At 61.7% G+C, this 12157-nt stretch carries 12 protein-coding genes; 7 read left to right on the forward strand and 5 right to left on the reverse strand.

The annotated features are described in order from the left end of the window. Positions 1-58 precede the first annotated feature (58 nt). Positions 59-1138 (reverse strand): tartrate dehydrogenase, encoded by a 1080-nt coding sequence (locus tag BLV09_RS12935; protein ID WP_146687576.1) that lies wholly within the window; start codon positions 1136-1138, stop codon positions 59-61. Positions 1139-1319: 181 nt separating this feature from the next. Here BLV09_RS12935 and BLV09_RS12940 point away from each other — a divergent pair, with 181 nt between their 5' ends. Further along, positions 1320-2096, forward strand: a complete 777-nt coding sequence (locus tag BLV09_RS12940; protein WP_146687577.1) for an SDR family oxidoreductase — start codon at positions 1320-1322, stop codon at positions 2094-2096. Between the two features lie 161 nt (positions 2097-2257). Here BLV09_RS12940 and BLV09_RS12945 read toward each other — a convergent pair whose 3' ends face one another. Continuing rightward, positions 2258-3103, reverse strand: coding sequence for an alpha/beta hydrolase (locus tag BLV09_RS12945; RefSeq protein ID WP_146687578.1), 846 nt, complete (start codon positions 3101-3103; stop codon positions 2258-2260). Positions 3104-3194: 91 nt separating this feature from the next. On the opposite strand from BLV09_RS12945, the gene BLV09_RS12950 reads away from it, so the two are divergent. Then, on the forward strand, positions 3195-4616 hold the full coding sequence (locus BLV09_RS12950) for an amidase (RefSeq protein WP_146687579.1): 1422 nt from the start codon (positions 3195-3197) through the stop codon (positions 4614-4616). A 33-nt stretch (positions 4617-4649) separates the two neighbouring features. On the opposite strand, the gene BLV09_RS12955 is transcribed toward BLV09_RS12950, so the two are convergent. Next, on the reverse strand, positions 4650-5288 hold the full coding sequence (locus tag BLV09_RS12955) for a TetR/AcrR family transcriptional regulator (RefSeq protein ID WP_146687580.1): 639 nt from the start codon (positions 5286-5288) through the stop codon (positions 4650-4652). A 162-nt stretch (positions 5289-5450) separates the two neighbouring features. On the opposite strand from BLV09_RS12955, the gene BLV09_RS12960 reads away from it, so the two are divergent. From BLV09_RS12960 to BLV09_RS12980, 5 genes are all read left to right on the forward strand, one after another. Then, positions 5451-5660 carry a ferredoxin gene (locus tag BLV09_RS12960; RefSeq protein ID WP_146687581.1) on the forward strand — a complete coding sequence of 70 codons (210 nt, stop codon included), beginning with the start codon at positions 5451-5453 and terminating at the stop codon, positions 5658-5660. Positions 5661-5723: 63 nt separating this feature from the next. After that, the gene (locus tag BLV09_RS12965; RefSeq protein ID WP_146687582.1) at positions 5724-6944 is read left to right on the forward strand and encodes a cytochrome P450; all 1221 of its coding nucleotides are present in this window, start codon (positions 5724-5726) and stop codon (positions 6942-6944) included. 69 nt (positions 6945-7013) lie between these two features. After that, the gene (locus tag BLV09_RS12970; protein WP_146687583.1) at positions 7014-7679 is read left to right on the forward strand and encodes a sulfite oxidase-like oxidoreductase; all 666 of its coding nucleotides are present in this window, start codon (positions 7014-7016) and stop codon (positions 7677-7679) included. A 92-nt stretch (positions 7680-7771) separates the two neighbouring features. Then, positions 7772-8995: a bifunctional alpha/beta hydrolase/OsmC family protein gene (locus BLV09_RS12975; protein WP_146687584.1), complete on the forward strand. Its 1224-nt coding sequence runs from the start codon at positions 7772-7774 to the stop codon at positions 8993-8995. A 45-nt stretch (positions 8996-9040) separates the two neighbouring features. Then, positions 9041-9994, forward strand: coding sequence for a fatty acid desaturase family protein (locus BLV09_RS12980; protein WP_146687585.1), 954 nt, complete (start codon positions 9041-9043; stop codon positions 9992-9994). 10 nt (positions 9995-10004) lie between these two features. Here the strand turns inward: BLV09_RS12980 and BLV09_RS12985 are convergent, their stop codons facing one another. After that, positions 10005-11063: a YeeE/YedE family protein gene (locus BLV09_RS12985; protein ID WP_100380675.1), complete on the reverse strand. Its 1059-nt coding sequence runs from the start codon at positions 11061-11063 to the stop codon at positions 10005-10007. 31 nt (positions 11064-11094) lie between these two features. Continuing rightward, the gene (locus BLV09_RS12990; protein ID WP_146687586.1) at positions 11095-12120 is read right to left on the reverse strand and encodes a quinone oxidoreductase family protein; all 1026 of its coding nucleotides are present in this window, start codon (positions 12118-12120) and stop codon (positions 11095-11097) included. Positions 12121-12157 lie beyond the last annotated feature (37 nt).

Consider the following 12157-nt stretch of genomic DNA (forward strand, 5'->3'; position numbering starts at 1 on the left):
CTCAATCTCGCTCCGCTCGATTTCGCCACCCTCTCCCACAAGGGGAGAGGATAAGAAATCACTCCACCATCTCGGCGACCGCCTTGCCGCAGGCCGTGGTGTCGGCGTTGCCGCCGAGATCGCGCGTGCGCAGCGTGCGCTCGCCGAGCGTGCGCTCGATCGCGGCCACGATCGAGGCCGCGGCAGTCTTCTCGCCGAGATGCTCCAGCATCATCGCGCCAGACCAGATCATGCCGATCGGGTTGGCGATGCCCTGCCCCGCGATATCGGGCGCCGAGCCGTGCACCGGTTCGAACACCGACGGGAAGTTGCCTTCGGGATTGATATTGCCTGACGGCGCGATGCCGATGGTGCCGGTGCAGGCGGGACCGAGATCCGAGAGAATGTCACCGAACAGGTTCGAGCCGACGACGACGTCGAACCAATCCGGGTGCAGCACGAAATTCGCGGTCAGAATATCGATGTGATATTTGTCCCACTTCACCTTGGGATAGCTCTTCGCCATCGCCTCCACGCGCTCGTCCCAATAAGGCATGGTGATGGAAATGCCGTTGGACTTCGTCGCCGAGGTCAGATGCTTCTTCGGCCGCGACTGCGCCAGTTCGAACGCGAACTTCAGGATGCGATCGACGCCGATGCGCGTCATCACGGTCTGCTGGGTGACGAATTCACGGTCGGTATCCGGGAACATCCGGCCTCCGACCGACGAATACTCGCCCTCGGTGTTTTCGCGCACCACCCAAAAATCGATATCGCCGGGTTTGCGATTGGCGAGCGGCGATGGCACGCCCGGCATCAGCCGCACCGGCCGAAGATTGACGTACTGATCGAATTCCCGGCGGAACTTGATCAGCGATCCCCACAAGGAAATGTGATCGGGAATTTTGGCGGGCCAGCCGACCGCGCCGAAATAGATCGCATCGTGCTTGCCGATTTTTTCCTTCCAGTCCTCCGGCATCATCTCGCCGTGCTTTTCGTAGTAGTCGTATGAGGCGAAGTCGAAATGGTCGAAATGCACGGCAACACCATGCTTTTTTGCGGCCGCTTCCAGCACCCGCAGCCCTTCCGGGACCACTTCCTTGCCGATGCCATCGCCGGGAATGACCGCAATCCGGTATTGCTTTTTTGCATTGCTCATCGACAGATCCCTTCCGTATTGCCGCGCCGGCGACATCGCTTTTTTGACGGGATTGCAATGGACCAAAGTCCGCCGCGGTGCAACGCTGCAGTGCAATGTTGACCTGTTTAATGGCGACAGCCTAACAGTTCAAAATCCACCGACGACACCCATCAGGCCCCCAAACCAAGAGAGCAATTCCATGGATCTTCATTTGCGCGGCAAGCGCGTCCTGATCACCGGCGCGTCGAAGGGCATTGGCGCGGCCGCGGCCGAGGCCTTTGCCGAGGAAGGCTGCGATCTCCTGCTGGCTGCGCGCAGCGGCGATCAACTGAAAGCGCTTACCGAACGGCTGCGGTCGGCGCACCAGATCGACGCGTCAGCGCATGTCGTCGACCTGCGCAAACCCGAAGACATCGCCCGGCTCGCGCAAGCCGCCTCCGAGATCGATATCCTCGTCAACAATGCCGGCGACATTCCCGGCGGTTCGATCGACAAGATCGATGAAGCGACCTGGCGTCACGCCTGGGAGCTGAAGGTGTTCGGCTACATCAATCTCACGCGCGCCATCTACGCGCAGATGAAGGCGCGCGGACATGGCGTCATCGTCAATGATATCGGCGCCGCCGGCGAAAAATTCGATGCCAATTATATCTGCGGCAGCGCCGGCAATGCTGCGCTGATGGCGTTCACCCGCGCGCTCGGCGGCAAGAGCCTCGCCGACAATATCCGGGTCGTCGGCATCAATCCCGGCCCGGTCGGTACCGACCGCCATGTCACGCTGCTGAAGACCCGGGCGAAAAACCAGTTCGGCGACGAAAACCGCTACAAGGAGTTTCAAAAAGGTCTGCCGCTCGGCCGCCCCGCCCATGCGCGTGAGATCGGCGACCTCATGGCATTCCTTGCCTCCGACCGCTCCGGCTATACCTCGGGCGTGATCTACACCGTCGATGGTGGCATCAGCGCAGGCTGGGGTTAGCTCATCTGACCGCCGTCATTACGAGCGCAAACTCAACGCGGCCAAGGCCCCGTCATTCCGGGATGGTGCGTAGCACCAGACCCGGAATCTCGAGATTCTCCGATGTGCAATTGCACATCGTAGTTCGATGCTACGCATCGCCCCGGAATGACGGTGAAACTTTAAATCCGCTCCACCAACTGCCGGATCAGCGTCGTAATCCTCCCCTTCGCCGCCATCATTTCATGCATGATGGTGAAATGATCGGCACCGGGGATCTCCTCATAGGTCACGGGCAAACCGTATCTGGCGCGATGACCGGCGAAATCGGCGGTCTGTTTGCGCAACAGTGGCAACTCCGCGCTGCCGACGACCAGTGACAGCGGTTTCATTGGACCATCGGCTTGCATGATCGGCGAATTGCGGCACGACATCGCCTCATCCAGCCCGAGCTTGACGTTGAGATAGCTGTGGCGGATCGGCTCGAGATCGTAGATGCCTGATATCGCCATTCCCGCCCTCACCTTCGGATGCGACAGCGCCATCGATGTCAGATGTCCGCCAGCCGACCATCCGGACACCACGATCCCGCTCGCCGCAGCGCCGAGCGCGGGCAATTGTCCGGTGAGATAATCGATGCCCGCGTGGATCTCGGCAACGATCTGGTCGAGCGTTGCGTCCGGCGCCAACGTATAGCCGATCAGCGCGACATTGATGCCATGCGCCATCGAACCTTCGGCGAAGATCGTGAAGACCTCCTTCGATCGGTGCTGCCAATAACCGCCATGGATGAACAACAGCGTCGGCGCGTTCTCCGCGGCTTTCAGGAAATCAATCCGGTTACGCTCGCGCGGGCCATATCTGAGGTCGAGATGGCCAGCGTGCCGCTTGCGCACATCGCCAGAACGCTGCTCCCAGCCGGTGACCAGTTCGGTGCTTCCGGCCACCGCCATGCTGTTGTTGAGGCCAAGGTCGCGATCTTCCTGGCTCATTTTGCGCCAGTCGGGCGCGTCGAACGGCGTCGTCATATGCAAAAGCTCCGATAGTGACCAACGTTGCCACCCTGCCGGAAAATGTTCTACAGCACCACCCAATAGGCTGCACGAACGGGAGAGCTACGTGGCAGATCAGGGATTGGTTCGGGAAACGGCGTGTGCCGTCGTCGACAAACTGAATTCGGGCGAAGTCACGCCGCTCGATCTGCTCGACGTGCTGGAAAAGCGGATCGCGGAAGTCGACGACAGGGTCAACGCGCTGCCGACATTGTGCTTCGACCGCGCCCGTGCGCACGCCAAAACCTTGATGAAAAAACCTGCCGGCGATCGCGGCCTGCTCGCGGGCCTGCCGATCCCGATCAAGGATCTGACCAATGTCGAGGGCGTGCTGACAACACAGGGTTCTCCGATCTACCGGAATAACGTTCCGGCACGCTCGGACATTCTGGTCGAACATCTCGAAAACAATGGCGGCATTATTTACGCCAAATCGAATACGCCGGAGTTCGGCGCCGGCGCCAACACCTTCAACGAAGTCTTTGGCGCAACGCGCAACCCCTGGGACACGTCACGATCCGCGGCCGGCTCTTCGGGCGGCGCAGCCGTGGCGCTCGCAACCGGCACGGCGTGGCTCGCCCACGGCTCCGACATGGGCGGTTCGCTGCGCAACCCCGCGAGTTTCTGCGGCGTCGTCGGCATGCGGCCGAGCATCGGCCGGGTCGCGCATAGCCCCGCCTTCAAGATCGATCGCAATCTGACGGTGCACGGCCCAATGGCCCGCAATGTCGAGGATCTTGCGCTATTGCTCGATGCGATGAGCGGCGAACATCCGGCCGACCCGTTGTCGCTGCCATTGTTGCCGACGTCCTTCCTGTCGGCCGCGCGATCCGGAAAGAAGCCAAAACGCATCGCCTATTCGCCCGATCTCGGCATCACGCCGGTTGACCCTGAAGTCGCCGCCATCACCCGCAAGGCCGCGGAGCGTTTCGCCGAGGCCGGCGCGATCGTGGAAGAAGCGCATCCCGACCTGCGCGAGGCCCACGAATGTTTCCATGTGCTGCGCGCCTTTGATTTCGCGATCAGCAAGGCGGCCCTGCTGCGCAGCAAACGTGACCAGCTCAAGCCCGAGGTGATCTGGAATATCGAGGAAGGCCTCAAGCTGACGGTCGAGCAGATCGAGCGCGCGGAAGCGCAGCGGGTCGCGATGAGCGCACGCACGCTCGAATTCTTCAACACCTATGATCTCTTGCTCGCACCCGCGACCATCGTCCCTCCATTCCCCGTCGAAAACCGCTACGTCGCCGAATGCGCCGGCAAGAAGTTCGACAATTATGTCGAATGGCTCGGCATCGTCTACGCGATCACGCTGGTGTGCTGCCCGGCATTGTCATTGCCGTGCGGCTTCACCGCTTCAGGCCTGCCGGTCGGACTCCAGGTGGTGGCGCCGCCGCGTGGCGACGCACAGCTTCTCGCCGGCGCAAAGGTGCTGGAAGACATTCTGGGCGTGCGTGGCACGACGCCGATTGATCCGAGGGCGCCAAAGTAACGCCCGACTGGCCGCGATCTGAACGCTAGACTGTCATGGACGCGCGGCCCCGGCCGCTTTGATTGCAGCCGACAGCGCCAATTTGGTCTGTTCTACGATATCCTCGACCAGTTCCTCTCGGCTGACGTTGGCAGCCTGTCCGGTGAGCAGCCCCTGCTCCGCCAACATCACTACCCCGTGTAACGCGGCCCAGATGATCAGGGCGTGCCGTTCGCGTAACAACCCGACCGCCGGAGCTTCCATAGCCTCGAGGAGGAGCTCGAAAGTTTCCGATGCCGCAGTATGAAGTTCGCTGTCTTTTGACGCACAGGCCATGGTTCGGGAAGCAAACATCAAGCGGTAGATTCCGTTGCGGCGAAGACCGAACTCCAAGGTGGCGCGCGCGATACGTGACAACTTTGAGCGCTTCGATGGCCTGCTGACGGACTCGCGAAGGACTGCGTTGAACTGGCGGAACGCCTCAGCAGTAACCGCCGCAAGCAAGGCCTCGCGGTCGGCGAAATGCCGGTACGGTGCCGGTTGTGAAACACCAAGATTCTTCGCTAAGGCCTTGATGCTGATGGCTTCCGGTCCCCCTCGCTCCGCTTCCTGGAGCGCGGCCCGAACCAGAGCATCCCGGAGATCTCCGTGGTGGTAGGCATTGAGCGATTTGCGGGCGGGTTGAGGCGACATCTAATGCGGTAAATCCATTATTTTTCACTTGACGCACAAGCTCGGCACGAATGTAATATGCTATAACTTAGGGGCGCAGCCAATAGCCCCGTGCCATCAAGGTAAAAATGAGGGACGCCATACCCGCGGGCTAAAGCGCGCGGAACCAAGGGAATGCTTGTGATGCCAGGAAAGCTCAAAATACACGTCGACCAGGACAAGTGTCAGGGACATGCGCGTTGCAAGTCGCTGGCGCCCGAGCTGTTCGAACTCGATGAATTCGGCAACGCGCACGAAGTGGGCGATGGCACGGTGCCAGCAGGACTGGAAGACAAGGCGTGGCTCGCCCAGACCAATTGTCCGGAGATCGCGATCGAAGTGACTGAGGAATAGACCGCGCCTGAAAGATCAGGCCGCGTTTCAGTTGAGCGAATGAAACCAGAGGAATTTGCCCTGATGTCCGATTCCACGAGCGCAACGCCCGAACATCCCCCGGTCAGCGATTGGGTTCACGATTTCGATCACACCGATCCACGCTGGACCGAGAATCCGTTTCCGATCTGGGAGCAACTGCGGTCAGAATCGCCTGTCGTCCACACCAACCGTTTCCTGGGCTGCTACCTGCCGACCACCTATGAGGCGGTCAAGGAGATCGCCTACGACACCGAGCATTTCTCCTCGCGCCGCGTGATCGTGCGCGACATCCGGCCCAAAATCACCAATACGGCGCCGCCGATCACTTCCGACCCGCCCGAGCACAAGCCCGCCAAGCAATTGCTGCTGCCGCCGTTCACGCCCGACGCCATGAAAAAGCTGGAGCCGCGGGTACGTGCCATCTGCAACGAGTTGATCGACGAATTTATCGCGGACGGGAAATGCGACGCCGCGGCGCGCTATACCCGGCACATTCCGGTTCGCGCGATCGCCCATATGCTCGGGATTCCAGAGCAGGACGGCGACCTCTTCATCAAATGGATTCACGAGATCCTGGAGCTTGGCATCAAGGACGACGATGTCTTGATGCGGGCGGTCCACGAGATGACCGCCTACTTCGCCGGTCATATCGAACATCGCAAGCAAAACCCGACCGACGACCTGATCTCGACGCTGATGAATGCCCGGGACAAGGATGGCCAGCCGCTATCCGACATGCACGTGCTGGGTTCGCTGCGGCTGCTTTTGATCGCCGGCATCGACACCACCTGGAGCGCCATCGGCTCCTCGCTGTGGCATCTGGCAAAGACGCCGGCGGATCGCGCACGCCTGATCGCGGAGCCGGCATTGATGCCGACCGCCATCGAGGAATTGCTGCGCGCTTACGCGCCGGTGACGATGGCCCGCGAGGTGATGAAGGAAACGGTCATCAGCGGCTGCCCGGTCAAGCCGGGCAACATGGTGCTGCTGTCGTTTCCGGCCGCCAATCGCGATCCCGCGATGTTTCAGGATGCTGACAAGGTCGTGATCGATCGTAAGGAAAACCGCCATGCCGCGTTCGGCCTGGGGATTCACCGCTGCGTCGGCTCCAACCTCGCCCGCATGGAAATGACGGTTGCGATCGAGGAATGGCTGAAGCGCATTCCGGATTTCCGGCTGGATCCGGCCGGTCAGGTTGCCTGGTCGGAAGGCACCGTGCGCGGACCGCGGCGACTGCCGATCTTGTTTGGAAACGCCGGCTGAACTCCCCTGATGCGGCACCGGCGAAGGAGGGTTATATCTAGCTAGCCGGGTTCACGATCTGAGCGAGATATGACCGACGACAACGACCAGCCTCCGACCAGCAAGCTCACGCGCAGCAAGGAACGCTGGGCGCGCGAGGGCCGCTTCCTCACCGGCAAGACCGCCCGGCCGGAAGAGCAACGCTTGCCGCCGGGACAGCATCTGACCCGGGACTGGCCCGTCCTTGACCTCGGCCTGATGCCGCGCATTTCGCGCGAGCGCTGGCGCCTCGACGTGTATGGCGCGGTTGCCAATTCCATCTTCTGGAATTGGGCTGAGTTCACCGCGCAGCCGCAGGCGCAATTCCTGTCCGACATTCATTGCGTCACCACATGGTCGCGCTACGATAATCGATGGGAAGGATTGGCAACCCGCGATCTGCTGATGGCCTGCCAGCCGCGCGACGAAGCACGGTTCGTCGTGCTGCACTCTCATGACGGCTATACCACCAATCTTGCCCTGGAAGATTTTGCCGCCGAAGACGCCCTGCTCGCCCATAGCTGGTCCGGCCAACCGCTCGAAGAAGAGCACGGCGGCCCGGTGCGGCTGGTAGTGCCGCATCTTTATTTCTGGAAAAGCGCCAAATGGCTGCAGAGCATCGAATTCCTCGGTGAAGATGCGCCAGGCTATTGGGAAGTTCGCGGCTATCATCACCGCGGCGATCCGTGGCAGGAACAACGTTATTCCGGCGACTGAAAGTGCCGCGCTAGATCTTTGGTTTGACACGTTTTCTTCACGCGAACTGGTATCCACTTCGCTCGAAAACGGGACCCTAATGGAGAACAGCCGTGCCGCATGAACGCTTTCAATTCACGGGCTCGGAAGGCCAGCAACTGGCCGCGGCTCTGGATACGCCGGACGGCGCCATTCATGCTTACGCGCTGTTCGCCCACTGCTTCACCTGTGGCAAGGACGTGCTCGCTGCCAAGCGCATCGCCGTCGCCCTGGCTGCAAAAGGCATCGCGGTGCTGCGGTTCGACTTCACCGGCCTTGGTTCCAGCGAGGGCGATTTCGCCAATTCGACATTTTCATCGAACGTCGCCGATCTCGTCCGCGCGGCCGATCATCTGCGGCAGACCCGCAAGGCGCCGGCGATCCTGATCGGTCACAGCCTTGGCGGCGCCGCGATCCTGGCAGCCGCAGAGCACATTCCAGATGCCAAGGCGGTCGTCACCATCGCCGCTCCTTCCGATCCCGCGCACGTCACCAGCTTGTTCAAGGATAGCGTCGAGGACATCCGCAAGCTTGGAACGGTGGAAGTCTCACTCGCCGGGCGGCCGTTCAGGATCAAGCGCGAATTTCTTGACGACATCGCCGAGCATGGCCTGATGGCGCATGTCGCAAAGCTGCACAAGGCGCTGCTGATCATGCATGCGCCAGCCGACGACACCGTCAGTATCGACAACGCGACCAAAATTTTCGTCACGGCCAAACATCCCAAGAGCTTTGTCTCGCTGGCCGACTCCGATCATTTGCTGACCGGCAAACGAGACGCGGCCTATGTCGCCGATGTCATTGCCGCCTGGGCGGAGCGTTATATCGATCCCGTTACGACGGAAGCGGCAGCCGACCTCGGCGAAGCGCCGCGCAATGTCGTCGTACGCGAGACCCGCAACGGCAAGTTCCAGCAGACGGTCACCGTGGGACCGCATCAGATGCTGGCCGACGAGCCCGTTGCGGCCGGCGGCGAGGACAGCGGCGCCGGGCCTTATGACTTCGTGCTGGCCGGCCTCGGTGCCTGCACATCGATGACCATGCGCCTGTATGCCGACCGCAAGTCGCTGCCGCTCGAGCGCACAACAGTGACGCTGATGCACAGCAAGATTTATGCAGAAGATTGCGCAGAGTGCGAAACCAAGGCCGGCATGCTCGACCAGATCGAGCGGGTCATCACCATGGAAGGTCCGCTCGACGCCGAACAGCGAAAGAAACTGATGGAAATCGCCGACAAATGTCCGGTGCACCGCACCCTGACATCGGAGATTCATATCGTGACCAAAGCGGCGGATTGACGAACAGTCGAGCCGGCGTATCATCGGTTTTGTGAGGAGATGCCCATGCCTGCAGTGGCGCGCGTCGATCCGAAAACCGTTTTTTCAGCGCAGGAATGGAGCCGGTTGACGTCCCGCAGCTCGCTGCGGGGCATGTGGCTCGTGGCGCATGCCTGGGGCACCATTGCCGCGGCCATCGCGCTCGTCGCGCTGTGGCCGAATCCGCTGACATGGCTGATCGCCGTGATGATTGTCGGCACGCGGCAGCTCGGGCTCGCGATCCTGATGCATGAAGCAGCCCATGGCGGGCTTCACAGCAACAAGGCCATCAACGAATGGGTTGGCCAATGGCTGTGCGCGGTGCCCGTGGGCGCCGATCTCGGCAGCTATCGCTCCTATCATCTGCAGCACCACAAATTTACGCAGCAGCCGGAGGATCCCGATCTGTCATTGTCGGCGCCGTTCCCGATCACCAAAGACAGCTACACGCGCAAGGCGATCCGCGATCTGACCGGGCAGACATTCGTGAAACAGCGGCTGCCATTGTTCCTCTCGCTGTTCAGGCGCGACGACAGGGATGCGCCGGTCTCCCATGAGAGCTTCGTGTCAACCGGCCGCGACAAGATGGTTCGTTTTCTCGGGCTCAACGCCCTGCTGTTCGCGCTGTTCTGGCTGGCGGGCACGGGTATCTGGTATTGGGCGGTGTGGCTTGTTGCGATGGCGACGTGGCTATCGCTGGTCACGCGTATCAGAAACATCGCCGAACACGCCTGCACCTCCACCGGCGAAGACCCGTTCAGTCACGCCCGCACGACGCTCGCCAACCCGATCGAGCGGCTGTTGATCGCGCCCTATTGGGTGAACTATCACGCCGAGCATCATCTTTTCATGTATCTGCCATGCTACCGGCTTCCCGAAGCGCATCGGCTGCTGGTCGAGAAAGGCTTGATCCAGCGGATGGAAGTGCGCCCCGGATATCTCGACGTGATGCGGCTGGCGACGTCGAGCCAGCAAACCTGATCGCGCAATTTCAGGCCGACGCCAACGGCCTGATACGAAGTGCGCCGCGCAGGCCAGCGGCCGTACCCAGCATAATTCCGGCCACTGCAACGAATGACGCCAGCGCCAAGGTCGAGAGGCCGGTCAGGCCCTGCCCGACCGAGCAACCCAACGCCATCGCGCCACCCGCTCCCATCAGCACCGCGCCGCTGATCGAGCGCAGCATGTGGCTCGGCGAGGTATAGCCCTCCCAATGGAAGCGCTGCGTTGCCAGCGCCGTCACCAGGCTTCCAGTAAATACGCCGATGACCGTCACGATGGCGAAGTTCAGCGTCAGCCCCGTCGACAGCATCATGTATTGCAGCGTATCGGCGATCGGCGCGACAAAGGTGAGCGAGGTCACCGGCGCCGGGTTGAAGTCGTCGGCGCCGAGATAGCCGGTGGCGAACCATCCCGCGGCAATCAGCAGGCCGATAATGACGCCCGCCGCGATCTGACCCCAGGCGCGCTGGAACGGCGCATGTGCAAAGGCGAAAATGATCAAGCCGGCGCTCACGACCGGGGCCACAAGCGTTCGTGCAAAAGTCTCGCTCACACCCAGCTTGGAAATGAGCGCCGGCAGCGATGTCACCGTCGCCGTCATCTGTGTCCACTGCAATATCGCGATACGCCCGGGCGCGATCAGGCCTTTCAGCGTCATCTGCGCGGCGACACCGAGCACGATCACCACCACAAGCGAACGCAAATTGCCGCGCCCGAGCAGCACCAGCGCGCGCGAGCCGCAGCCGTTCGACAGCACCATGCCGTAGCCGAACAGCAACCCACCGAAAAACATCAGCGGCGCTGAAAATGTCGGTTGCAGATAGATCGATTTGCCGAGATCGACGACCTGGCGGACAGCAAGAAGCTGGGTCGCGGCGATCGCAATACCCATTGCCAAGGCATAGGTTCGCACCAGCCGGCTATCCCCTTGCGCCCACCAGCCGCGCAGGCCGCTCATCATGCAGAACCCGCTGAGCAAGCCGACCGCGCCATAAATAAGGCCGATCACCAGACCGGCTAGGATAACGACGTTGGCAGCGGATGGCATGGTTCGTCCCTGGGCTTTTGAAACAACTCTATCACGACGGCCGCAGGATGACGCGATCCCGTGACGAACCCGCGACCGCGAGAAACGCAGCCTTGGCTTCTTCCAGCGGACGGATGGCATCAGCCTTGATCGGGAACGGCTTGAGATGACCACTGGCAAAACCGGGACCGAGCTCCCTGAGCACCGCGCCGGTCGCAATCGACGAAAGTCCCAGCGTATCGATGCCGACGTACGTATGCTGGCCGCGATAGAATTCCAGAATGTTGAATGGCACGGTCCGTTCGATGGTCGCGATCAGGATCTGACGGCCGCGCAAAGCCAGCGATTTGTGCGCCGCCTGGAAATAGGGATCGCCGACAGTGTTGAAAACGATATCGGCGCCCTTGCCTTCCGTTAGCTCGCGAACGCAGGCCGCGACATCGACTACCGAGGCATCGATGATCTCGACGTTTGAATTGGCATGACCTTCGTAGGGTTCGCTCTTGCGCACCACGCCGATGACGCGCGCGCCGTGCCACGTTGCGATTTGAGTCGCGGCCTGACCGACCTTGCCGTTGACGCCCATGACCAGCACGGTTTCGTTGTTCCCAGGTATGCCGGCACGGCGAAGGCCCTCCATCGCGGTCACGAAGGGAACACCGATACCGGCGGCCTCCTCCCACGACAGGTTTTTCGGTTTCTCCACCACGGCATCGGCCTCGACGGCAAGATGCGTGGCGTGCGTACCGTCGCGCCGGATTCCAAGATCGCCCGATGAGCCGAATACCTCGCGCCCGACCCAGCCGGCCGGGCCATCGATCACACAGCCGGCGTAGTCGCGGCCGGATGTGCGCGGGAAAACGGCGTAAGGCATCAGGCCGGTGGCGGCCTTCACGTCGGACGGATTGACCGCCGCCGCCTTGACCTCGATCAGCACCTCGTTGGCGGCCCGTGACAACACGCGGCGCTCGACCACCGGCGCCAGCGAAGCCGGATCGTCGGCCTTCGCCAGCAGACGGACACAGCGCGCCTCGACGGCTACGGGCAAACCGTCCGATATTTTGGGGGCTGACGCCATGGACATTCCAGACTTTTCGAACGCGATTTGACGCCCA

This window comes from Bradyrhizobium canariense (assembly GCF_900105125.1).
GTDB classification, from domain to species: domain Bacteria; phylum Pseudomonadota; class Alphaproteobacteria; order Rhizobiales; family Xanthobacteraceae; genus Bradyrhizobium; species Bradyrhizobium canariense_A.

Excerpts from the sequence above, each read along its gene's own strand:
- BLV09_RS12960 (WP_146687581.1), top strand. The coding sequence starts at position 5,451 with ATGCCAGGAAAGCTCAAAATACACGTCGACCAGGACAAGTGTCAGGGA.
- BLV09_RS12985 (WP_100380675.1), bottom strand. The coding sequence starts at position 11,063 with ATGCCATCCGCTGCCAACGTCGTTATCCTAGCCGGTCTGGTGATCGGC.
- BLV09_RS12980 (WP_146687585.1), top strand. The coding sequence starts at position 9,041 with ATGCCTGCAGTGGCGCGCGTCGATCCGAAAACCGTTTTTTCAGCGCAG.
- BLV09_RS12945 (WP_146687578.1), bottom strand. The coding sequence starts at position 3,103 with ATGACGACGCCGTTCGACGCGCCCGACTGGCGCAAAATGAGCCAGGAA.
- BLV09_RS12935 (WP_146687576.1), bottom strand. The coding sequence starts at position 1,138 with ATGAGCAATGCAAAAAAGCAATACCGGATTGCGGTCATTCCCGGCGAT.
- BLV09_RS12965 (WP_146687582.1), top strand. The coding sequence starts at position 5,724 with ATGTCCGATTCCACGAGCGCAACGCCCGAACATCCCCCGGTCAGCGAT.
- BLV09_RS12955 (WP_146687580.1), bottom strand. The coding sequence starts at position 5,288 with ATGTCGCCTCAACCCGCCCGCAAATCGCTCAATGCCTACCACCACGGA.
- BLV09_RS12940 (WP_146687577.1), top strand. The coding sequence starts at position 1,320 with ATGGATCTTCATTTGCGCGGCAAGCGCGTCCTGATCACCGGCGCGTCG.
- BLV09_RS12990 (WP_146687586.1), bottom strand. The coding sequence starts at position 12,120 with ATGGCGTCAGCCCCCAAAATATCGGACGGTTTGCCCGTAGCCGTCGAG.
- BLV09_RS12970 (WP_146687583.1), top strand. The coding sequence starts at position 7,014 with ATGACCGACGACAACGACCAGCCTCCGACCAGCAAGCTCACGCGCAGC.